The 22,681-nt window shown below is 57.4% G+C and carries 20 protein-coding genes and 2 tRNA genes; 9 read left to right on the top strand and 13 right to left on the bottom strand.

Annotated elements, in window-relative coordinates:
• Window positions 1-24: 24 nt before the first annotated feature.
• From GA830_RS12950 to GA830_RS12940, 3 genes are all read right to left on the bottom strand, one after another.
• Window positions 25-2,898: an SPOR domain-containing protein gene (locus GA830_RS12950; protein ID WP_195162252.1), complete on the bottom strand. Its 2,874-nt coding sequence runs from the start codon at window positions 2,896-2,898 to the stop codon at window positions 25-27.
• Between the two features lie 103 nt (window positions 2,899-3,001).
• Entirely contained in the window at window positions 3,002-4,759 is a 1,758-nt protein-coding gene (gene argS, locus GA830_RS12945) for an arginine--tRNA ligase (RefSeq protein ID WP_195162251.1), read from the bottom strand.
• Window positions 4,760-4,820: 61 nt separating this feature from the next.
• On the bottom strand, window positions 4,821-6,038 hold the full coding sequence (locus tag GA830_RS12940) for a deoxyguanosinetriphosphate triphosphohydrolase (RefSeq protein WP_195162250.1): 1,218 nt from the start codon (window positions 6,036-6,038) through the stop codon (window positions 4,821-4,823).
• Window positions 6,039-6,116: 78 nt separating this feature from the next.
• On the opposite strand from GA830_RS12940, the gene erpA reads away from it, so the two are divergent.
• The 3 genes from erpA to GA830_RS12925 all read left to right on the top strand — a co-directional run bounded on the left by erpA (window position 6,117) and on the right by GA830_RS12925 (window position 7,732).
• Complete coding sequence (gene erpA, locus GA830_RS12935) at window positions 6,117-6,464, top strand: iron-sulfur cluster insertion protein ErpA (protein WP_195162249.1); 348 nt, start codon at window positions 6,117-6,119, stop codon at window positions 6,462-6,464.
• A 143-nt stretch (window positions 6,465-6,607) separates the two neighbouring features.
• Window positions 6,608-7,399, top strand: coding sequence for an exodeoxyribonuclease III (xth, locus tag GA830_RS12930; protein WP_195162248.1), 792 nt, complete (start codon window positions 6,608-6,610; stop codon window positions 7,397-7,399).
• Between the two features lie 39 nt (window positions 7,400-7,438).
• Window positions 7,439-7,732: a hypothetical protein gene (locus GA830_RS12925; protein ID WP_195162247.1), complete on the top strand. Its 294-nt coding sequence runs from the start codon at window positions 7,439-7,441 to the stop codon at window positions 7,730-7,732.
• A gap of 6 nt (window positions 7,733-7,738) precedes the next feature.
• On the opposite strand, the gene GA830_RS12920 is transcribed toward GA830_RS12925, so the two are convergent.
• From GA830_RS12920 to GA830_RS12890, 7 genes are all read right to left on the bottom strand, one after another.
• Window positions 7,739-8,578: a tetratricopeptide repeat protein gene (locus GA830_RS12920; protein ID WP_195162246.1), complete on the bottom strand. Its 840-nt coding sequence runs from the start codon at window positions 8,576-8,578 to the stop codon at window positions 7,739-7,741.
• A gap of 489 nt (window positions 8,579-9,067) precedes the next feature.
• Window positions 9,068-10,336: an OmpP1/FadL family transporter gene (locus GA830_RS12915; RefSeq protein WP_195162245.1), complete on the bottom strand. Its 1,269-nt coding sequence runs from the start codon at window positions 10,334-10,336 to the stop codon at window positions 9,068-9,070.
• A 368-nt stretch (window positions 10,337-10,704) separates the two neighbouring features.
• Window positions 10,705-13,578, bottom strand: a complete 2,874-nt coding sequence (locus tag GA830_RS12910) for a valine--tRNA ligase (protein WP_195162244.1) — start codon at window positions 13,576-13,578, stop codon at window positions 10,705-10,707.
• A 138-nt stretch (window positions 13,579-13,716) separates the two neighbouring features.
• Window positions 13,717-14,460 (bottom strand): PopZ family protein, encoded by a 744-nt coding sequence (locus GA830_RS12905; RefSeq protein ID WP_195162243.1) that lies wholly within the window; start codon window positions 14,458-14,460, stop codon window positions 13,717-13,719.
• Window positions 14,461-14,617: 157 nt separating this feature from the next.
• The gene (locus GA830_RS12900) at window positions 14,618-16,024 is read right to left on the bottom strand and encodes a TolC family outer membrane protein (protein WP_195162242.1); all 1,407 of its coding nucleotides are present in this window, start codon (window positions 16,022-16,024) and stop codon (window positions 14,618-14,620) included.
• 149 nt (window positions 16,025-16,173) lie between these two features.
• Window positions 16,174-16,824, bottom strand: a complete 651-nt coding sequence (locus GA830_RS12895) for a protein-L-isoaspartate O-methyltransferase family protein (protein ID WP_195162241.1) — start codon at window positions 16,822-16,824, stop codon at window positions 16,174-16,176.
• A 299-nt stretch (window positions 16,825-17,123) separates the two neighbouring features.
• A tRNA-Asn gene (locus GA830_RS12890) sits at window positions 17,124-17,199 on the bottom strand.
• Between the two features lie 176 nt (window positions 17,200-17,375).
• Here GA830_RS12890 and GA830_RS12885 point away from each other — a divergent pair.
• From GA830_RS12885 to GA830_RS12870, 4 genes are all read left to right on the top strand, one after another.
• Window positions 17,376-17,654, top strand: coding sequence for a hypothetical protein (locus GA830_RS12885; protein ID WP_195162240.1), 279 nt, complete (start codon window positions 17,376-17,378; stop codon window positions 17,652-17,654).
• 72 nt (window positions 17,655-17,726) lie between these two features.
• Window positions 17,727-17,800, top strand: a tRNA-Cys gene (locus GA830_RS12880).
• A 189-nt stretch (window positions 17,801-17,989) separates the two neighbouring features.
• A complete protein-coding gene (locus GA830_RS12875; RefSeq protein WP_195162239.1) occupies window positions 17,990-18,805 on the top strand; it encodes a YadA-like family protein in 816 nt (271 codons plus the stop codon).
• Window positions 18,805-19,368 (top strand): invasion associated locus B family protein, encoded by a 564-nt coding sequence (locus GA830_RS12870; RefSeq protein WP_195162238.1) that lies wholly within the window; start codon window positions 18,805-18,807, stop codon window positions 19,366-19,368. The genes GA830_RS12875 and GA830_RS12870 overlap by 1 nt, the downstream gene beginning before the upstream one ends.
• On the opposite strand, the gene GA830_RS12865 is transcribed toward GA830_RS12870, so the two are convergent.
• The 3 genes from GA830_RS12865 to GA830_RS20005 form a co-directional block, all read right to left on the bottom strand.
• On the bottom strand, window positions 19,365-19,679 hold the full coding sequence (locus GA830_RS12865) for a hypothetical protein (protein ID WP_195162237.1): 315 nt from the start codon (window positions 19,677-19,679) through the stop codon (window positions 19,365-19,367). The two genes, GA830_RS12870 and GA830_RS12865, sit on opposite strands and share 4 nt — an antisense overlap.
• 214 nt (window positions 19,680-19,893) lie before the next feature.
• Complete coding sequence (locus GA830_RS12860; RefSeq protein WP_195162236.1) at window positions 19,894-20,181, bottom strand: Dabb family protein; 288 nt, start codon at window positions 20,179-20,181, stop codon at window positions 19,894-19,896.
• Between the two features lie 10 nt (window positions 20,182-20,191).
• Window positions 20,192-20,317, bottom strand: a complete 126-nt coding sequence (locus GA830_RS20005; protein ID WP_258045428.1) for a hypothetical protein — start codon at window positions 20,315-20,317, stop codon at window positions 20,192-20,194.
• Window positions 20,318-20,574: 257 nt separating this feature from the next.
• Between GA830_RS20005 and GA830_RS12855 the strand changes: the two genes are divergently transcribed.
• A complete protein-coding gene (locus tag GA830_RS12855) occupies window positions 20,575-21,828 on the top strand; it encodes an SAM-dependent methyltransferase (protein WP_195162235.1) in 1,254 nt (417 codons plus the stop codon).
• Between the two features lie 85 nt (window positions 21,829-21,913).
• Window positions 21,914-22,660 (top strand): DUF2066 domain-containing protein, encoded by a 747-nt coding sequence (locus tag GA830_RS12850; protein ID WP_195162234.1) that lies wholly within the window; start codon window positions 21,914-21,916, stop codon window positions 22,658-22,660.
• Window positions 22,661-22,681: the final 21 nt, after the last annotated feature.

Raw genomic sequence — 22,681 nt, 5'->3', positions numbered from 1 at the left:
TTTCATGAGTACGATCTGCAGTTGCTACTTTGACACGAAGCAGTTGCCGCCTGCCGATTTGTAACGTTCACACAACGAGATAGCCTCATCACGCGAGCCAGCTGGCACACGGACCCGCCAGAAGGTGCCACGGCCCGAGACATCCGCCTTGACGATATTGACCCCTTTGTCACCGATAACGTTGCTGTAGCGACGCGACAGGTTGTTATAGCTCGACTGTGCGGCCTCCTGGCTTGGCTGCGAGGCGATCTGGACCGACCAGCCACCGGCTGCGGCCGTGGCGGCTGCCCCACCTGCAAGCGCGACCTGTTCAGGCTGCTGATTGCCGCCAATGATGTCGATCGGCTGATCCGCAGGCCGTTGCGGCGCAACAGGGCCGGTATCCGGCACAGTTGCAGCGGCCCTCGTTGGCTTTGCTGTTGGCGCCGGCTTGGGTGCAGGTGCAGCAGCAGTCTCGATCGGCTGCAACGATGCGGTTTCCTCGGCTGTCGCCGGCTGCAAGGTTGTTGGTGCCTGTTCGGTGGCCTGCGAAGGGGCCGAGGGCTCTTCGCTCGGCACCAGCGTTCCGTCGGCACGTACGACCATGGTGCGTACCCGCCGCGGCGCCACAGCCAGGGTGCTGTTGTTAACCGTCTGGACTTCAAGCTCCGGCGCGACGCGGTCTTCGCCTTTCTGAGAAACTGCGACGTCCGTACCGTCCGCGGCCTCCTCGCCGTCTGCCATGAAGGCTTCGTTGTCGTCCTCGCCTGTCGCAACCATATCGACCGGCTCTTCAGTTCCGGAGATCAGTGTCTCCTGCGTAGGCGCCGCTGTATTCTCGGTACCATTCATGCTCTGAAAAACTTTGTTGTCCTGATTGGGGACGGTAGTTCCGCCCGGATTTTCCGGACGTACCTTGATCGGATCGGTGTCAGCACGCACGACGACCGGCGCGCCGGCTTCTTTGCCACCCGAAAGCGCGAATGCGCCAACGCCACCAAGTAGCGCCACTCCGCCGACGATGGCAGCAATTAGCAGCCCACGCCTGTTGCCAGTGTCTCGCGGGGGCTCGGGAGGATGGTACGCAGCCATATCTTCGCTCGAGCCAAAAGACAGTTCGTCTTCGCTCAGCGGCGGGTAGGCTTTTGGGGCGGGTGTGAAGCCGGCAAAGGCGTCGTCGTCAAAATTATGTTGCGACGCAGATGCGGAGACGGTTGCTGTTCCAGCAGTGCCCGCGACAGCTGCACCGGCATAGTAATCCTGCGACTGTGATTGTTCGTAAGACGCAAGATCATCCAGTTCCCACTGCGGCGGGGCAGCCGGCTCAGGCTCGACCGGTGCGTTGAAGGCATTGGTCAATTCTGCTTCGAAGTCGTCAAGGTCAGCTGCAACCGGGAGCTCTTCCGGGAATGAGACGTCGGGAAGATCAAGATCGTCCGCAACCGCAATGGCCGATTCAGGGACGTCGATTGTGTCAATATCCGGTCGTTCGTATCTGGCCGCAGGTGCCTCGGCTTCGTAGCTGTCATTGACCATGGCGGAGAGCATCTCGAAGGGATCATCGGCGATGGGTTCTGGAGCAAGCGATGCGAACCGAACGTTGCGTACCGCCTCGCCGGCCAAAGAAGCCTGCCCTGTGTCATATGCCGGAGAATCCCACGCTGGCGAGGTCTCTTGTACAACCGGTTCTTGCCAGCCCGCCTGCACGGTGACACCGTCGTCGAGTGACAGTTCATCCATGTCGAGCTCGATATCCTGTTCGAGGTCGGCCAGCAGTTCCTGCTCGACAACAAAATCGGTCAGCGGATCGGTTTCGATCTCTTCCTCGACTAATGCATCGAATGATGCCGGCTCTTGAGGCTGCCAGTCCGACAGGTCCTGATGGGGTTCGAACTCAGGTTCTTCCATCTTCGTCGAGGAAGTTTCGAACGGGGTCGGATCCCACGCGGGCTCGGCACCGAAATCGTGAGCCGGTCCTGAGGCGGTTGGGCCGCGCCCGAGCAAGGCGTTCAGTTCAGCTTCAAGATCGTCCTGCGGGTCGAACCCGAGCTCGGCAGCAGGCAGAACGGGCTGGCTGGAATCGACTGGATAAGTATCGCCAAAACCGACTTTTTCGGCGCTGGCCGTTTCATACGCCGAACCGAGTGGGATCAGAGGCGCTGCCTCGTCGTCGACCACATCCTCGGCCTGCCACGATGCCACCGGTCCGGTTTCGCTGACCTCGTCCTTTTCAAGTTCAAAGTCTGAACTATCAAACATTTTAGGCTCGGCACTGGCTGCCTCGTCGTACGCCTGAACCTGTGGTGAAGCCGCAACTTCGTTGGTTAGTTCCAAATCCAGATCGTCAAACAGCCCGTCGTCATCGAGCGAAAGGGGGGAGTCGGCCTCTATTTCATTAGCAAAAACGGATTCCATCTCGCCGACCAGCGCATTATCGCTGTTGTCATCGGCATCTGGGATGGAATCAGAGGCAAATGCCTCAAACTCAGGGAAATCGATGTCTTCATCGGCTGCGGCTTCGGGTGCAAACGCCGGCTCGAACTGCTGCGACATTTCCAGGTCGGCAGCGGAATCAAGATGAAACCCGGCCTCCATCTCGCCAGCTATGTCCAGTTCAAACTCTTCTGACGGCAGATCCTCTGACAAAGGCTGTGATGCCTGTGCCTGGTGAGCGAGCGGCGCTGCATCTGCAAGATCGTCGTCCATGTCGCCGAATTCACCCATCAGTTCCTTTTCAAGGTCGATGGAAAAATCATTTTCCTCTGCGGCCAGCGCAGCCAGTTTTTCGACGGCGGGTGGCGTTCCCTGCCCCACTGGAACGCGCGGATCAAAACCCATGATACGGGTTAGTTCGGCGAAGGGATCGTCCTCTCCGGGACGCGAATCGATGGGTTTTTTCATCGGGTTTCTGTCTGCCATGGTCTCTTCCGCACTTATACTCAGCCGGACGCCAGCGACGTCACTTAAGCTCGGCCCTACCAGTCCAATGTGGGCAAAAGGTGACAGAAACCCGTTGGTTAACCTAGCGCATCTCTGTAGGAGCGTCAGCTCCGATGAGCGCCAGACCGGACTTCAATACGTCCGAAACGGCCTGCACCAGTCCCAGCCTGGCATGCGTCAATTGTGGGTCGTTAACCTTAACAAACCGTAAGTCGTCATTATCGCCCCCGCGATTCCAGTGCGCATGGAAGCACGACGCAAGTTCGTAGAGATAGAATGCAAGGCGATGCGGCTCATGTGCGAGGGCCGCACCTTCGATCAGACGCGGATATTCGGCAAGTTTTTTGATCAGCCCGATCTCACTCTCGTCAGTCAACCGCGCGACCTCACCCAACAGCGTCTGGCGGTCAAACGGGATGTCTCCCAGCTGCTCGCGCGCCTGCCGAAAGACCGAATGGGTCCGCGCCGAAGCATACTGCACGTAAAAAACCGGATTGTCCTTGGACTGTTCGGTTACCTTGGCAAAGTCGAAATCCAGCGGCGCGTCGTTCTTGCGGTACAGCATCATGAAGCGGATGGGATCGCGCCCCACCTCTTCCACGACCTCGCGCAGCGTGACGAATTCACCTGAGCGCTTGGACATACGCACCGGCTCGCCGTCGCGGAACAGTTTTACCAGCTGGCACAGCAGGATCGTCAGCGAGGCGGAACCACCCGAGACGGCCTTCGCCAATGCTTCCATGCGTTTTACGTAGCCGCCGTGATCAGCACCCAGCACGAAGATCAGGTCGTTGAAGCCACGATCCAGCTTGTCCTTGATATAGGCAACGTCTGCTGCGAAATAGGTGTAGTCGCCATCGGATTTTACCAGCGGGCGGTCAATGTCATCGCCAACATCGGTTGAACGGAACAGGGTCTGTTCACGGTCTTCCCATTCCTCGTCCTTCTGACCCTTGGGCGGTGGCAGCTTGCCCTTGTAGACATGACCCTTCATCGTCAGGTCGTTGATGGCAGTGCGGATGGCACGGGCATTGTCGGCGTGTAGTTGGCGCTCGGAGAAGAACACATTGTGGTGCACGTTGAGCAGCGCCAGATCCTCACGGATCAGCACCATCATCGCATCTATGGCACGTGCCGAAACTAGCTCTAGTGCCTCGCTTTCGGTCTTGTGCAGCAAATTATTTCCAAACTCGGCGGCCAGCGCCTGACCTAGCGGTACCAGATAGTCGCCGGGGTAGAGCCCGGAGGGTATCTCGCCGATATCCTCGCCCAGCGCCTCGCGGTAGCGCAGCAGAACCGAACGCGCCAGAACGTCGATCTGAACTCCTGCATCGTTGATATAATATTCCTTGGTCACATCGTGGCCGGCAAAGGCCAGGATGTTGGCCAGCGCATCGCCCACGACTGCGCCGCGGCAATGACCGACATGCATCGGGCCTGTGGGATTTGCGGAGACATATTCGACGTTGACGCGGCGGCCCATGCCAATGGTAGAGCGGCCATAATCCTGCCCGGCAGCCAGCATATCGGCAAGCTGTGCCTGCCAGAAACCATCATTCAGCCGTAGATTAACAAAGCCGGGGCCCGCAACTTCCGTGGATGCGATGTCGGGATCATTGAGCAATTCGGCGGCAAACGTATCTGCCAGCTGCCTCGGGTTTTGCCCGACCGATTTCGCCAGAACCATGGCGACGTTGGTTGCCAGGTCCCCATGCGAGGGGTCACGTGGCGGCTCCACAGCGATGCGCGACAGTACGAGGTCACCGCCGGCGATGTCCTTGAGCCCAAGTCTGGCGACAATCGCTTCGATCCGGTTGTTAAAATCGGCAAAAATGTTCATCGGTGAGGTCCAAAAAAGCACAAAGCGCCCGGCAGCCGGAACACTATAAATCCGCGCCGGACTAGCTCAAATCCGGCGTATGGTCAAACAAGCGCCGATGTTCCTTCTGGGCATAGGGGTCAGTCATGCCTGATAGAAAATCGCTGACATGGCGCGCCTTTACCGCATCATCCGCCCGCGTCAGCACTTCCCTCCAACCTTCCGGCATTGCAGCCGGGTCGTCCATATAGGTGTCGAACAGATCGCGCACGATACGGTCGGCGTTAGCGCGGACTCGCATCACATCGGGATGACGGTAAAGGTTCGCGTAGAGAAAAGCCTTCAGCTCTGTTTCAGCCGCTGCCATGTCGGTTGAAAAAGCAACGATAGCGCGGCCTGCATTGTGCACGTCGCTCGCCGACTGTGGGGCGATGGCTAAAAGGTTTGCGCCGGCTGTATGAATGACATCCTCGACCATGACCGTAATCTGGCGCCGCATCAGTTCATGGCCGGTACGAACGTTATCAAGGGCCGGATATTTCTCGCGCACAAGTTTGAGGATACCGCCGGACAGCGGCACATCTTCCAGCATTTCGAGAGTCAAGAGCCCAGCGCGCAGGCCGTCATCAATATCGTGAGTGTCATAGGCGATGTCGTCGGCAATTGCTGCGCATTGGGATTCCAGGCTGGCGAACCGGTCAAGCTCCAGATCATGCAGGGTCGAATAGTCGAGGATCGCACGCGGGACAGCATCTTTAAGCGCCCCGCCTTGTGCATCAACCAGCGGGCCGTTGTGTTTGACCAAACCTTCCAGCGTCTCCCAGGTCAGGTTGAGGCCGTCGAACTCGGCGTAGCGGCGTTCGAGCTTGGTAACGATGCGTAGCGACTGCGCGTTGTGATCAAAGCCACCGAAAGCGGCCATCTTGTCGTTGAGCGCATCCTCGCCAGTGTGACCGAACGGCGTGTGACCGAAATCGTGAACCAGCGCCACGGCTTCGGCGAGATCCTCGTCGCCGCGGAGCGCCCGAGCAAGGGCACGGGCAATTTGGGCCACCTCGATCGTGTGGGTGAGGCGTGTGCGGTAGTGATCGCTTTCATGGGCGATGAATACCTGCGTCTTATGCTTCAGCCGCCGAAACGCGGTGGAATGGATAATGCGGTCGCGGTCGCGCTGGAACGGTGTGCGGGTTGGGCTTTCGACCTCGTCGTAAAAGCGGCCGCGTGTCTCTCCGGGATCGCAGGCATAGGTTGCTCGCGGCCTGTAGCCGAAGCCGATGTCGCCAAGTTTATCCACCTGCATCCGCCCATGCCGCCATTAGTTGACTTACCGCCCGCCCGTTCATACCTATGGAGAGAAGACGAAAGCAAGGTGACGACCATGGGCGCCGATGTCAAAACTACTATGAAAGTCGATATGACTGAGGCTGCGGCCTCGCGCATCGCCAAAATTGTTGCGGGCGAGCCGGGCAAATCGGCGCTGCGCGTCTCGGTCGATGGCGGCGGGTGTTCGGGTTTTTCCTACAAGTTTGACCTGGTAGACGAGCGCAACGACGACGATGTTGTGATCGAAAGGAATGGCGCCACTGTTTTGGTCGACGAGCTGTCGCTGGTCTATATGGGCGGTTCTGTGATCGATTTCGTCGATGACCTGATGGGTCAGTCCTTCCAGATCAAAAACCCGAATGCGGTCGCCTCCTGCGGGTGCGGAACCAGCTTTTCCATCTGATTGTGGTCGACCTGCGTACCGGTCCTTTGAGAAATGGCACCATGGATGGGTGAGAGCCTGTTGCGGGTTCCTTTCATGGAGAAGATGAGGCAAGGTCGAGTCGGCATACGTTGAGCCTTTTCCCTTCCCTAATGAGCCTTCCTATGAAAATCGTTACCTGGAATATCAACGGCGTCAGGGCGCGCATTGAAAACCTGTTGCACTGGCTGGCCGAGAGCGCCCCGGACATTGTCTGCCTGCAAGAAATCAAGTCGGTCGATGAGCAGTTTCCCCGCCTTGAGATCGAAGCGCTGGGCTATCATGTCGAAACGCACGGCCAGAAGGGCTTTAACGGGGTTGCGATCCTTTCGAAGTTGCGCTTCGACGAGGTTAACCGTGGATTGCCCGGCGACGATTTAGACGAACAGGCGCGGTTCATCGAAGGCGTTTTTTCTACCGACGGGGGCGTGTTGCGCGTTGTCTCGCTCTACCTTCCCAATGGCAATCCGACCGGCACTGAAAAGTTTTCATACAAACTTGGCTGGATGAAGCGGCTGGAAATATGGGCTGGTGAGCGACTTGCGCTCGAGGAGCCGCTTGTGCTGGCCGGGGACTACAATGTGATCATTGAGCCTGCCGACGCACGGTTTCCGGAGAATTGGACAGGCGATGCGTTGTTCCAACCAGAGACCCGGCAGGCCTTTCGACGCCTTGCCAATCTCGGCTTCACTGAAGCTCTTCGGTCGGTCAGCGAAGCGCCAGGCGTCTATACGTTCTGGGACTATCAGGCCGGCGCATGGCAGAAGAATAACGGCATCCGTATCGACCATCTGATGCTATCACCGGAAGCTGCTGACCTACTATCCTCTGCCTCGGTGGAAAAGCATGTTCGCGCCTGGGAGAAACCATCCGACCACGTGCCGACGGTGATCAATCTGGGGCTTGCTGCAGCTTAAAAACGTGCTTGGGGACGCAAATTGTGTTAGAGGATCCTTATGAATACCCGCATCTTCTTTGGCTCCGCTGCGCTCGCATCAACCCTGCTTGCCGCACTTCCGGTCGCAGCCGATGATTTTGACTGCCGCGCGAAGGGCGTGATGCTGCCACAAGGCGCACTGACATGCCTGAGATTGCCCATCGGCGACCAACTGGCGCGCTGCGACAGGGTTGTGAACAATCCTTCCTGGAGCAAGGTTCAAGATGGCTGTGAGAGCGGCGATGTCGCGACAGGTAGCGACGCGGCGTCTGCCGAGGCAGCCAAAGACCCGGCAGCTCAGACGCTAAAATAGCCAAGCTTATTGCTGTATCTGGTCAACACCAACTGTCGAGACTTCAGCTGAAACGTTTTCTCCCTTGGAGAGAATATCCTCGGCCAGTGCAATGGCGGTGCGGCGGTCGGATTCGCCAGCCAGCGAAAACGCTTCTTCCTGCATCGAGCGTATCCAGCCCTGATCCATAGGGTTGGCGCGGTCGAGCGCGGCGGTCATCATTGCCAGTCCCCGCACAACCTTGCCGCTCTGGAACAAAAGGTTGCCAAGGGTAGCCTGCGCGCCGGCATGGCCCTTTTCGGCGGCAAGCTGGAACCAGCGACCGGCCTGCCGCAGACTTGATTTTACCCCGCCATCACCGTGCAGGAACATGTTGCCCATTTCGAACTGGGCTTCGGGGTTTCGGTAATTTGCTGCGGCGCGCATGTAGAATTCCTGCGCAGCAGCTGGGTTGGCGCCGACAGGGCTGCCAGGAATTCCAGTTTTTACATAGTCACCTAGCGCCACCAGCGCGTCGGACACGTAGCTTTCCTCGGGGCTGCCGGGTTCAACATCCTGACGGGCAATCTCGGAGAAAAACTTGAACGCTTCATAATCATCGCGCGTCACGCCGTCGCCCTGCGCATACATGCGTGCGAGCTTCCACGTGGCACCAATCTGGCCATTTTCTGCCGCATAGCGATAGGCTTCGACGGCCTGATCCTTGTGTCCGCTTTTATAGGCTGAAAAACCGAATTTGAAGACAGCCCAAGGGCTCGAGCGCTTGGCATCGTTCTCCTGCGCACAGGAGACGCCAGCGGCAGCAAGGGTTATCGCCGCGACCAGGACCGACAAGGCCGCGGTACGCATCGTATCAAAGCTCGGCATAAATATATGTCTCTCCCGCTCCGCATGGATCGTCATAGGCCGACCCTCGTCAAAGCAGATGCATTCATGTTGGGGCCGCTGGCCCGGCTGATATTTTGGCGAGTATCACGAGCCTTTTCGGCCAAACTACGACCGTAGCGTGTCGACATTTGCGACGCATTGCCCATAGCCACGCGGAACTCGTTCAGGGCCGCTGCACGATGCAAAGAAATGACTGGAAGATTGGCTGTTGTCGCGTCCATCAATGTCCCTGCCGCCCGCTGCGGCTTCTTCTGGGCGGCTGTTCAGGATACGCGCATACAGAAGACAAGCTGTCGGTGCGCCCGGTTTATGGCGGGAAATGGGCAAATCAAGGCGGCGGAGGGTTCCGTCCGTCGGCATCCGAAACGACTGTTGCCGAATCGTCACACAATCAAGGCCGGCCCATAGAAACGCGCCCACCCTTTTGCAAGGGCGGGCGCTTTTGCCGAACCAGTTAGTCGCTAAAGCTTACCACTTCACCTTGAACTGGGCTGACAATGCAGTCACCAGATCATTGTCAAAATCGTAGGCGACTTCCTTGCCATACGTGACGCCGTCCTTGACGACAGGCCCGACCGAGCCGCTGGTAAGGATACCGAGCGCACCGGCGAGACGCAGTTCGACATTCTGGGTCGGAGTGTAGGAAACGCCACCACCGAAGGTCCAGCTATCAGTCTGAGCATTCAGGCCAGTTGTTGTTCCACGATCCCAGGAGATGCTGGCTGCACCGCTCCACTGGTCGGTGAACTTGTGACCGACGCCGCCCGAAACAGTCCATCCGTCCCGATAGAGGAGATCAAGCGAGGTGACCAATGTCGGGCTGCCCGCGCGACATGGAATGCCTTCCGTGCCGGTCGGGCACAGATCGACCGATTGCAGGCGGCTCCAGTTGACCCACTTCACCGAAGCAAAAGCCAGCCAGTCAGGCGCAATACCAGACTGAAGCTTCAATTCCACGCTCTCTGGCATGGTTGCTTCTGAGAACACTGGAATGGCTTTTCCCAAAAGCGGATTTTTCGGATTTATGATGCCCGGAATTTCGGTCAGATCGACGACGCCGGAAAGGTTGTCCAGCTTTACCGATGAATTATAGACGAGGCTAGCGCGGAACGCGATTTCGGGAATTTCGTAAGCAGTGCCAACGCGCCAGCCAATGCCGTCGCCTTCCATCTCAAGATGGCCAACACCGGTGCCAAAGGCAGGCGGCACTGGAGCCACAAGGCGATCCTTGAAGCCTGAAATCTCTTGGTGGAAGACACCGCCGATGAAACGGAGTTTGCCCTTGCCTGCGTCGAATTTGTAGGAGCAGGTGCCAGCAAAATTATCGCTCTCGATCTTCGTCTCGATGTTCTCGTTAGCACCCATCCAGTTGCGACCGGGCTTCGTGTGCGCCCCCCAGGGCTGCGAGTAGTCCACCATACAGTCGACATTGTCGCCAAGGCCGGCCTTGAGACCAATGCGAGGCACCCAGTAGCTTTCGGTCTCCCCGACGCCGTTGCGGGCACCGCCGCCCTTGCCATCAGCGCCGACGCCATTGAGTGGATTGATGTCGCGGACATTGTTCAGCTTCCGGTCCGGCATCACATAGGTGCCCGAGACTTCAGCGGCGAACCGCGAGGTATCAAACAACAGATCGATGTTGTAACCGCCACGCTCCAGGCCACCAGCATTAGCCGCACCGGCCACTACCAAAATAGTACCTGCCCCCAGGAGCGTTTTCGAAAATAGTTTTGTCATAATAAGGGTCCTCCCCAGTTCCGTATACGTAAGCTAGAACCAATTCCGGGAGGGTAAGCAACTCCAAATTTGTCCCAGTTTGAAAGGAACGCGGGTTGGATCGGAACCAACCGCTGGCAGGGGAGCCGAATGTTCGGCAAAAAGCGGCAATTTTGCGAATTGAGGCAGAAAATACCGATGCGAATGACCGCCAGAGAGCTGAAATGTCGCGCTTTTCGCCTGATATCGGGCCAATGTTACATTATGGCAACAATGGGGCTTAAATTCGTCCGCACTACCCTAATTGACGTAACGGCATGCAGATTTCGGTTTGAAAGTCTGCCTGCGTTCCGCGTCAGACAGCAGGCAGAGTCGGTGCCCATCCCGCGCTAGTCGGTACTTCCCAGCCGGTCGAAAGCCACCTGCAATTTCTGCTGCTGCTCACGGAACTCTGTGCCCTTCAAGCGCTCAGCCTCGACCACCTCTTCCTTGGCGTTGGCCACGAACTTCTCGTTCGATAGTTTCTTTTCGATACGCGATATTTCTTCGCCCAGTTTGTCGATTTCCTTTTGCAGACGTTTTGCCTCTGCATCGAGATCAATCAGACTGCCCAGAGGCAGGCAGGCTGTCGCCTCTTCAATGACGAGCTGTGCGGCCCCCTTGGGCGCAACATCATCCAGGGAAATGTCGCCAATTCGAGACAGGCGCTTGATGGCGCTGTCATGGCGCAGCAACCGCTCGCGGGTAAGCGGGCTTGCGCCAACCATGACCAAGGGCGCGATGGCGGCAGGCGGTACATTCATCTCGGCGCGCACAGAACGAATGCCCGATACGAGGTCGATCAGCCAATTGATCTCGCCTGCTGCATCCGCATCATCGAAGATAGGCTTTGGCCATGCAGCATGGCAGAGCAAGCTTTGACGCTCATTGCCCTCACCTGCCGTATGCGCCCATAATTCTTCTGTCATGAATGGCATGAATGGGTGAAGCAGCTTGTAGATCTCATCCAGAACAAAAGCGGCGACAGCCTGGCTTTCGACCTTGGCTGCCTCGTCATCGCCCATGAAGACCGGCTTGAGCAGTTCAAGATACCAGTCACAGAAATTATTCCAGACAAAGCGATAGGCTGAGGCTGCCGCATCATTGAACCGGTACCCGGTGATGTAATCGGTGACCTCACGCGTGGCGCGCGCAAGTTCTGTCATGATCCAGCGGTTGATAGTCAGCTTTGCGCTATTTAATTCGAACGCGTCATTGCGGGCAACGCCGTTCATCCCGGCAAAGCGCGTGGCATTCCACAGCTTGGTTCCGAAATTCCGGTAACCGGCGATACGAGCTGGGTCCAGCTTCACGTCCCTGCCCTGCGCGGCCATTATGGCCAGCGTGAAACGCACGGCGTCTGCGCCATATTCGTCGGCCAATTCCAGAGGATCAATGACATTGCCCTTGGACTTCGACATTTTGGCGCCGGTCTTGTCACGCACCAGAGCGTGCACATAGACCGTGTGGAATGGCTCCTCTTCCATGAAGTGAAGACCCATCATCATCATCCGGGCAACCCAGAAGAAGATGATGTCGAAGCCGGTGACCAGAACATCCGTTTGGTAATAGGTGTTCAGTTCAGGTGTCTTGTCTGGCCAGCCCAGCGTCGAGAACGGCCACAACGCCGATGAGAACCACGTATCAAGCACATCCTCATCACGGGTGAGGATTTCGCCGGGCTTGAAATTCTCAAGCTTTTCCTCGACCCAAGCCTTCCACGGACCTTCATGGGCAATGTAGTGCTGGATGGCGGCCTCAAGGGCGGCTTCCTCGCTCTTTTCCACGAAAACCTGGCCGTCCGGGCCATACCAGGCCGGGATCTGGTGACCCCACCAAAGCTGGCGCGAGATGCACCAAGGCTGGATGTTTTCCATCCAGTCAAAATAAGTCTTTTCCCAATTCTTGGGGACAAACTTCGTGCGGCCCTCGCGCACCGATGCGATGGCTGGCTTGGCCAAGGTTTCGGCATCGGCAAACCACTGATCGGTAAGCATCGGCTCGATGACGACATGCGAGCGATCGCCAAAGGGCTGCATGACCTTCTTGTCTTCAACCATGATCATCAGGCCATCGGCCTCAATGTCTTCGACGATGCGCTTGCGCGCTTCGAACCGGTCCAGCCCGCGATATTGTTCGGGAACCAAGTTGATATCATCAACCGTGTTCTTGTCAGGCGTGCCGCCCTTGGCCAGCAGTTCGGCCGCCTTGGCAGCTTCATCGGCGTAGGCGTCGCCATCGGCACGCATGGCACCCTTCATGTCCATCAGGCGGTACATGGGAATGTCGTTGCGCTCGGCAACGCCATAATCGTTGAAATCATGCGCTCCGGTAATCTTGACCGCGCCGGAGCCGAAATCCTTATCCGGATATTCATCCGTGATGATGGGGATCAGGCGGCGGTGCTCTTTTGGACCGACCGGGATTTCGCACAATTTACCAACCAGCGGCGCATAGCGCTCATCAGAAGGATGGACTGCAACTGCGCCATCGCCGAGCATGGTTTCGGGACGTGTGGTGGCGATGGAAATGTAATCGCGCGTCTCGCTTAGCGTGACGTTTCCATCAGCGTCCTTCTCGACATATTCATAGGTGGCACCGCCAGCGAGCGGATATTTGAAGTGCCACATATGGCCGGACACTTCGACATTCTCGACCTCAAGATCGGAGATGGCTGTTTCGAATTTCGGATCCCAATTGACCAGGCGCTTTCCGCGATAGATTAGCCCCTGCTTGTAAAGCGTTACAAACACTTCAAGAACTGCCTTGGATAGGCCCTCATCCATAGTGAAACGTTCGCGCGACCAGTCGCAGGAGGCGCCGAGCCGCTTCATCTGGTTGAAGATGATGCCACCGGATTCTTCTTTCCAGTCCCAGACACGGGAGATGAAATCCTCGCGCGTCATATCGCGGCGAAAGATCTTCTGTTGCGCCAGTTGCCGTTCAACCACCATCTGGGTAGCGATGCCGGCGTGGTCCATGCCCGGTTGCCACAGCACGTTTTTGCCGCGCATGCGCTCAAAGCGGATCATAATGTCCTGAAGCGTACTGTTCAGGGCGTGGCCCATATGCAGCGAGCCGGTGACATTGGGCGGCGGGATGACGATGGTGAAGGGCTCTGCCCCCTCTTCTGCGCCCGCGCCCGCACGGAATGCATTCGCATCTTCCCAGCGCTTGGCGATGGCCGGCTCGACCAGTTTGGAATCATAGGTTTTTTCAAGCATGGGATCAGTTCCGGACCGGCCGCCGAGGCCTCATAAATGGAAGTCCGGTGTAAACCGGATGGGCACAGCCAAGTCAACCACGCTGCTCAAACGCAAAACGCCGCCCGGAGGCGGCGTGTTTGCAGTTTCGCTCAGCGATCAGCGCGAGCCGCGGGCTACGCGTTCGATTTCTTCGCGCACAAGGCGCTCTACCATCAACGGCAAATTGTTATCGAACCAGTCCTGTAGCATCGGCCGAAGCATGGACTCTGCCATCTCGTCGAAGCTCTTCTTGCGCGTTGCGGCGAAGGCTTCAGACAGTTCGCCAAACGAGGCTGCAACCTGACGGCTGGTCTGCTCGGAGATGATTTCGGATTTCGGGGACGCAGCAGGTTGCCACTCTTCCTCACCGTTGTCATCATCAAGAGCAACGGCTTCGTCATCGGTTCGTTGCGGCGCGTCGAGGTGTGTAAAATCTAGGCCTGAACGCAACTCTTCCTCGATGCTCAAATCGCCTTCATTTTCGAAGGAGTGGGATGTTGCACCCTCATCCGATTGTGATGGAATCAGCGCTTCGTCCTGCGGCTCATGGTGCACACCGCCGCTGATGAACGCCTGCACATCAGCCAGCGTCGACGGTTTGTATCCGGGATCAATCTCGGGAATGCTGTCTTGTACGGATTGAGGATGCACGTCTGGCGCCCGGCGCAGTTCAGCACGAAACGCATCAACATCGACCGCTGATGTCGATGGGCGCGGTGGCTCCATGCTTGCATTGGCAGCCACCGGTGGCATGTCTTCCTGCTTGCGTTGGGTTGTATCGCTGTCTTCAATAATGCGCCGTATGGACGCCAGAATCTCCTCCATGGAGGGTTCGCGCTGCGCGTTGCTCGCCTGTGCCATCGCCACTTTTTGCCGCCTTGGTGACCTGTTAGCCGTTCCTGAATTCGACGAAATCAGGTTCCGAATCAACCACAAGCGTAGACGACCTGAAGCAGCAAGAGAATCCCCGCTGGCGGCTCGCCCGCGTTTTCACACAGATTAGATGCCGCCCGATAGCCTAGCGGCCATCCGGTGTGCGCAGGCCGTACCACTTATCCTTGACGGCTTCATAATGTTCTTCAGGCCGGTATTCAGCCACCTGAAGGCCAAGCTGGCGCGATGAAAGCCGGCCGGTTGCAGACAGGATCGCGTAGCTTGCCACGATCACATCCCGCTCGGCGCTGGCGACGTTTATCTGCGCGCTGATCACATCGGCCTGGGCGTTCAGAACGTCGAGCGTAGTGCGCTGGCCGACATTGCGTTCCTCGATGACACCGTTAAGCGCCAGCTGCGCGGCAGAAACCAACTGTCGGTTGGCAGCGACAGCTTCCTTTGAGGCGACGTATTGCGTCCAGGCAGAGGTAACCGCAGCGCGAACCTGGTCGCGGCTGACATCGACCTCGATACGGGCCTGGCCGAGTGATTCTTTCGACTGGCGTACCTGCGCAGAAGCTCGACCGCCCTGATAGATCGGGACGGTCAACTGCAAGCCTACACCGGCAGACGTCGAATCACCATTCTGGCCACTTGGGTCCGGCGAGGCATTTCGGAAGCTTTCAGAGACGCCGGCTGACGCAGATACCTGGGGCAGCAATGCTCCTTCGGCCGACTTGACTGAAAACGCTGCTGCATCGACCAAATGCGCGGTGGCGAGAATTGCTGGATGTTGCTCAGTGGCCATTCCCACGGCTTGGTCGAGAGAGCGGGGCAGAAGCTTGGAAAGTGGCGCGCCCGCTTTCAAATTTGTTGGCTTCTCTCCGATGATCTGGCGGTAAATCGCCTCGCTGGAGCCTGCTGCCGCACGGGCTGCGGAAAGCTGCGCAACGGCTGCCGATCGGCTGGCATCGGCCTGAGCCACGTCCGTGCGGGTGCCTTCGCCAACATCAAAACGCGACCGAGCTGAACGAACCTGTTCGCCGAGGAATTTCAGGTTCCGCTCGCGCAGAACCGCTATCTGGCGATCACGGATGACGTCCATGTACGCGCTGGCGGCATTGAAAAGGATATTTTGCTCGGTGTTGCGCAGACCCTGATTGGAAGCCTGAACGCGGGCCTTAGCAGCGGCGACGTTGTTTCTGGTCTGGAACCCGTCAAAGAGAGTTTGCCGAATTTCGACGCCAAACGAGCCAGTCGCTAGGTCTGTGGTGCGGTTCCCGATATCGGTGCGCGAGCGGGTGGTGGAAAGATCGATCGCTGCTGATCCATTGATCGTAGGACGGTAACCCGACTTGGCAATCGCGACACCTTCATCGGTAACCCGCACACCGGCACGCGCTGAATTGAGCTGCGAATTAAGCTGATACGCCTTGGCCAAGGCCCCGCTGATGGTCTCAGCAAATGCGCCCGACGGCACGAATATGGTGGCCGATGCCAAAAATGCGGCAAACAGACCGGAACGAAGTTGCGACACGATATTCCCTCTCATTCGTTTCCACGGGAGCAACCAATGCCTGATGAACAGCATTTCGGCCTCTCATGCCCCCCTACCCGAAACTCCGGCACGCCGAACTGCTTCAGGAACGATCATTCAATTCCGCGTCGAAAATGGTTGTTCAAACTTCGTTGTACAAGGAACTAAAATTCGAATTCCGCAATTTTTTCGAATCCCGGCAATGCCTTAACTGCCGCATTGAAAGCGGCGCGACCAGTTACAACTGCGTCATCTTTCAAATAAAGCCGCGCCACAGCAGCGTTTCCATGGCCCACAACAACAACCAACCGCCCTCGTTCGGCCAATTGGTCAAACATGGGCTGTGGCACGACATCTACTGCGCCATTGATGACAATAACATCAAAGGGTGCCTGCGCTGACGCGCCTTTGGCGAGTGAGCCGGTGACAATCGTGACGTTGGAGAGCGACGAAAGGTTCTCGCGTGCCTTGTCGGCAAGGGCAGAATCGCTTTCGAGCGCGGTGACGGACGCGGCAAGGCCTGCCAGTACCGCTGCCGAGTAGCCCGTCGCGGACCCAACATCGAGAACATGGTCCCTTGAGCTGATATCAGCCAGCTGAAGGAGCTTGGCGAAGGGCGACGCCTCCATGATGAAACGGCCCGGCGCGACCTGAAGATCCTCATCAATATATGCAAGGTCACGCAGGTTTTGAGGTACAAAGGATTCGCGCGGGACATTACCCATGACGTCCAGAATCGCGGCGTCAGTCACATCGGTCGTGCGCAATTGGCCATCGACCATCTTTACCCGCATCTCGGAAAAACTGGCGTTCATGCCCAAAGGTCCGCTGTTTGCTGCGCCCCTCGGGCGCGCCTGCCACATCTGCCGGTGCGCACCGCCAAAGAGGTACAGCGTTGCACGGGCCCTCGCTGTTGCGGAGTAGCCCAACCGTATGGCGGGTTTGGCAAAAATGACTTTAACAGTCAATCAAGGACTGCCCCGGCTCCTGCCAAACGGACCGTCGCTTGCCCTTCGCGTGACCACAGGGCAACAGTTTGTGACTAAACTTCAGTGTTGCGACGCTATCGCGCCAACCATCGTACCTAATGGCGAAAGAGCCATTTGTAAAAGCTTGGCTCCCCGAGCAGGGCTCGAACCTGCGACAATTCGATTAACAGTCGAATGCTCTACCAACTGAGCTATCGGGGAATAGGTTCCGAAGAACGTGGCTGCCTATAGCAAACCCGATTCCGATTTGCAAAGAACCAAATGACACTTTTTTTCGAGAGGCGAGTGAGGCTGCCTCGCTTTTGGCAGGGTGAGCGTTCATATGTCGGATTCGAACGGGCTTCGCGGCCTTGATGACCCTACGGAACTCCTAGGCAATGACCGTGTCTCAACCTGACAAAACGCCGCAACACCGCTCGATCCGGATCTTCGGGCGTTCTGTGCGGTTGCCGCAATCACGGGCGCTGCGCGTTCTGATCGGGGTGGCGCTGACTGTCTTGGGCCTGTTCGGTTTCCTGCCTGTACTGGGTTTCTGGATGACGCCGCTCGGATTGCTGGTTCTGTCCTATGAATTTCACCTGGTGCGTCGATTGCGGCGACGCACGGTCGTCTGGTGGGAAAAGCGGCAGCGAAAAAAACGGGCTGGGAAATCTTAGCGGCAGAATGGGCCCTGCCCTGCCGGCTGCGCTTGACGCCCAATTCACGGCACCCTATGGAAGCCGCGGTGAGGCCTCGTGGCGGAGTGGTTACGCAGAGGACTGCAAATCCTTGCACCCCGGTTCGATTCCGGGCGAGGCCTCCAGCAACCAGTTGAACGCGCTTTGGCACCCATGCAATCACGATCTGATGCACGCGTTCAGCTTCGAGGTTTCGGGGTGCCACTCCTCCTGCGTTCACAACCTTACAGCCAGATGGACCGGTCTGGATTGACTTCTTTTCACCGCGATCCTACCCCTAGGGAAATAAGCAAGAAAAGACCAAGGGGGCAGTCATGGAGAAATCCATCATAAGTTGTGTCGCCGTTTGCGCAGGGCTCTTCTCTGCTGTGCCGGCCGCTATGTCGGATCAAGTGATATTTGATGATTTGATTGTTGTCGGAAGTGCTTGCGTCGGATTTGACTGCACAGACGGTGAAACTTTCGGCTTCGATACTATTAAGCTAAAAGAAAATAACTTGCGTATATTTTTCGAAGATACCAGCGTGGCATCGAGCTTTCCTACAAATGACTGGGCGATTGAGATCAACGACTCGGCGGACGGCGGGATGAACTTTTTCTCCATCGTGGACCGTACTGCCAACCAGACGCTTTTACGGGTCTGTGCAGTCAGCGACACTACCTGTACAAATATCATTCCCGGCGGGTCCGTAGTGCCGGCACAAGTCGTCGCGAATACGACAGCGATTGCCGGACAGGAAGTCCGCATCAGTTCCAACACTTCGCTACTTGGCGTTCATGAGACACGGTTAAGCACTCTGGACAACCAGGTTGGAACGCTTGGCACCCGCGTCGACGGGCTGGATGCCCGGATGGGCGATCTGGACAATCGGGTCGGGCAGATCGATGAACGCGTGACCATCAACAAAGACGGCGTAGCGATTGCTCTTGCCCTCGGTGGTGGGGCGCCGTTGCTCGCCGAGCAGAACGGGTCTGTCGCAATCAATTACGGCAACTTCAACGGTGCCAGCGCTTTTGGTGTTAATGCCGGTTTCCGCCTGAATGATATGGCCGTGTTGAACGGTGCCATCGGCGTTGGCACGGGTACCGGAACCGTCGGCGGTCGCATTGGAGCGCAATTCAGCTGGTAATGAAATTCATTCGTGTTGCCCTGGCCTCCTCGGTGTCGCTATGGGCGGCCGGCCTGTCCGTCGCGCAGGATGCAAACCCTTCGGCGGCTACTGAGCCAGCACCCCTGAAACCGCCGTTAGTGTGGGCGGTGAGTTGCCGCCCGGTAGACGTTGGTGCGCGCATTGCCTGCGTCATGGCGCAGTCACTTTCACTGCCAGATTCCTCGGAGGAGATCCTTAAGGTTGAGGTTGTTCCGCGTGCGGCGCTGGGCAATGACAATGCTCTGGTTAGGCTCAGCTTTGCACATGGCGTTGTTCCCTCCTCGCAGATCGGACTGCAGGTAGATGGCGGCAAGCTGTTTAAGGTCCCGCTGCAGCGGAGCGACGCGAACGGCCTTTATACCACTGCTCCCATTGGAGCTGACTTCGTTACCCAAATGCGTATGGGCAGGGCTCTGAATGTTTCGTTCATTCTGTCCAACGGAAAAGTGGCCACATTGCCTGTGTCACTTTTTGGTTTCACTGCAGCCTATGATGCTATCCAGGCGCTGTTGAAATCAGCAGAGGCTGTGGCACCACACTAGCGTCGACTGAACAGCGCGACAGCCAGACCGACAACAACGACTCCGACAACGGCGGCCGTAACACCCGGATTGTCGCGCGCCGAGGCCTCGACTGAGCGGGCTTTCTTGCGCAATTGCGGGAGCGCTTCGGAAAACCGGTCAAGCAATTCTCCGTACAGATTTGCTCCAACATCCCAGCCTTCCTCGCCTAGTGCAGACCCGCGGTTAGACGCCGATTTCTGCAGGGCGTAGATTTGCTTGGTGAGGGACGCGATCTGGCGGCCGACATCGCGGTCGCTGGTGCCGAAAAGGCTCGAGAGGGACGACGCCATTGCTGATTCCTTCCGTTGAGAGGTGCTGGAAGCGGAACGGTGGAAGGCAGGATTGGTTCCGTTCGATCCGACGACCGAACAGTCTCTCCGCGCTGGATTTCGCTTTGATCCTTGGCGTCGCCAATGTTCATGCCCTTGAGCAGGGCCGCAATCGTTTTTCGCATCAGCTTAAAACGCCAGCGAAGCGTTTTTCGTCGCGTCAGTGCGACAGCAGTCAGGCAGCGATGAAGTCGGCCGAATAGCGAAGGTCGCGCAGCGGCTTCACCTCTCGCGTGGCCTCAGCGTAAAGCGGATCGGCCTTGTAAGCGAGCAGCGCTTCCTGATCTTCGAATTCCGCGTAGACCACGACATCAATAGCATCGCAAAGCGGATCGATATTCTGGTTGAAGGAAACCTCAAAATGGCTGGAATGTGGAATTTTAGCCAGAATTTGCAGGCCAGACTTGATCGCTTCGCGATCACTTGCGTCGCGGGCACTGAAGAAAACGATGTGGCGTATCATGGAGTCAGCGTCAGTTCAGCAAACGGGTCACATGGACCAACTGCTTCACGCCAGCATTGAGATAGCGCCCATTGTTGTAGACTCCGTCCCACAGCAGGAAACCGACACAAAGGCAGATCAGGATCACGTAGCGCAATTGGATACTCCGTTGGCGATTCGGCTCGGGCATTCTGCCACTCGCTATCCACCCTGTTCGTTCTCGGCTGGCGTCCTATATCAAACGCTGAACGCCAATGAAATGTCTGTGGCAGCAGGTTGAACCGGCAGTCTTGAACTTTTCCTTTACGTTACAGAAAATTCGTGTTGCGATTCCGGTTGGAATCCAGATGCGTAGGGACCTGCGATATGTCGCCGAGACTGCCGCCGTGCCCGAAATATCCGAGGTTGCTGGCAATGAACGATGACGTGATATCCGGTAAAGTGTTGCCTGAAGCTGTACGGCTGACCGCCGATAATCTCGTTGAAATTACCCGTGGCCTACCGGGAAAGGCGCGTCTGGTCCTGAAGGCGGGATTGAAGCTCGCGCGAGGCTCGCTCACCGTGCGCCTTCCTGACGGGCGCGCTGTAATCCTTGGCGGGAATGCACCCGGACCGGCCGCAGAAGTTGTTTTGAAAAATTGGAACCTGCCGGGACGCGCCTTTTCTGGTGGCACAATCGGGGTCGCGGAATCCTATATGGATGGCGATTGGGAAAGCCCGGACGTGACGACGTTTCTGGAGCTGTTCGTGATCAACAACGAAACCGGCGAAAAGGCGGCGGGCGGAAACTGGCTGATGATGACTGTACAGCGGATCCGCCACTGGCTTAACCAGAACACGAAAAGCGGATCAAAGCGCAATATCTCGGCCCATTACGACCTTGGCAACCAGTTCTACAAGCATTGGCTGGATCAGACGATGACCTATTCGTCTGCGCTTTTTTCAACCGGGGCCAACGATCTTGAGAGTGCGCAGACAGCCAAATATGCGGCGCTGGCCAAGGCATTGAAACTAAAACGCTCCGACCATGTGCTGGAGATTGGCTGTGGCTGGGGCGGGTTTGCTGAATATGCGGCGGGTACTATCGGTTGTCGCGTTACGGGCCTCACGATCAGCCGGGAGCAATATGATTTTGCGCGCGAGCGCCTTGAAAAGGCAGGGCTGTCGAACAAGGTCGAGATCAAGTTGCAGGATTATCGTGACGAGACCGGGCGCTACGACAAGATCGCCTCGATCGAGATGTTTGAGGCGGTGGGCGAAAAATATTGGCCGGTGTTTTTTGGCAAGGTCAAACAATGCCTGAAAGAAGGCGGCATGGCCGGGCTGCAGATTATCACTATCAATGAAAAGGCCTATGAGACCTACCGCAAGCGGCCGGACTTCATCCAGCGCTATGTGTTTCCTGGCGGCATGCTGCCGACGCCCGCTATTCTGAAAGCCCTGGGTGCGGCGCAAGGACTTTCATTCCTGCGCGAGCATGCTTTTCCGCAGGACTACGCGCGCACCTTGGCCGAATGGCGCATCCGTTTCTGGGCCTCATGGGACAAGATCGTCCCACTTGGGTTCGATGACCGGTTCAAGAAGCTCTGGGAGTTTTATCTCCACTATTGCGAGGCAGGCTTTCGAGCCGAATATATTGATGTGCGGCAGGTGGTCTACAAGGCGTAGGGGGTGTTGCTGAGCCATGAAATCAAACCGGATGTTGTACCTACTCACACTGGCTTGCGTATGCATCAGTGCGCCGGGAGCTGCGGTGGCAGATGGGCAGGAAGAGCTTTATCGCGCGACGGTCATTGTAACCGGAGAGCGGGAGGAAACTCGGATCCCTGGCTTGCGAAGCGCGTTCGAAACCATGATGTCCAAGGTAAGCGGGCAACCGGATATCGCGAGTAACGCCAAGTTTGCGCACTGGTCATCCATGGTTCCCAGTTTCGTCTGGTCCTATACCTATCATGACCGATTTTTCGGCCGTCCGATCCACGACGAGCAGGGCACGCGCGATCGGCCATTTGATTTGACAGTGCAATTCGAGCCTTCCGCAATAAATGATATTTTGGCCGACATGAACGAGAAGGCATGGCCAGAGCCCCGTCCGATCCTAGCAACCGTGATCGAGGTGAAATGGCCGACCCGCAGGTATATGCTATCGGTAAACGGCCGACAGGGCATTGATCAGCGGGAATCGCTTCTGAACGCATCACGGCGCTTTGGCGTTCCAATTGCGTTGGTATCCCCTGACGCTTCGGCTGTCGGAGCCGAAGCCGATTCATTTGTGCCAATGGACGAAGCCACTCTCGAGAAGATAGCGAAGGCTTCCGGGACACAGCATGTCCTGGTCGGGCAGATTGCATGGAGCGAAAACGATCTGGGTTGGGTTGGAACATGGCAGCTGTGGTCGGAAACGTATTCGGAGCGCTGGTCCGTGAGAGGCGTAAGTTTTGATGCCGCTTTCCGCGATGCCATCGGTGGCGCGGCACAGGTTCTCTCGCATCGATCCTGACGGGCTGCGAGGGCCCGCTGT

It is taken from the genome of Mesorhizobium sp. NBSH29 (assembly GCF_015500055.1).
Taxonomy (GTDB): domain Bacteria; phylum Pseudomonadota; class Alphaproteobacteria; order Rhizobiales; family Rhizobiaceae; genus Neomesorhizobium.
This window is presented reverse-complemented; position numbering and strand designations above follow the sequence as displayed.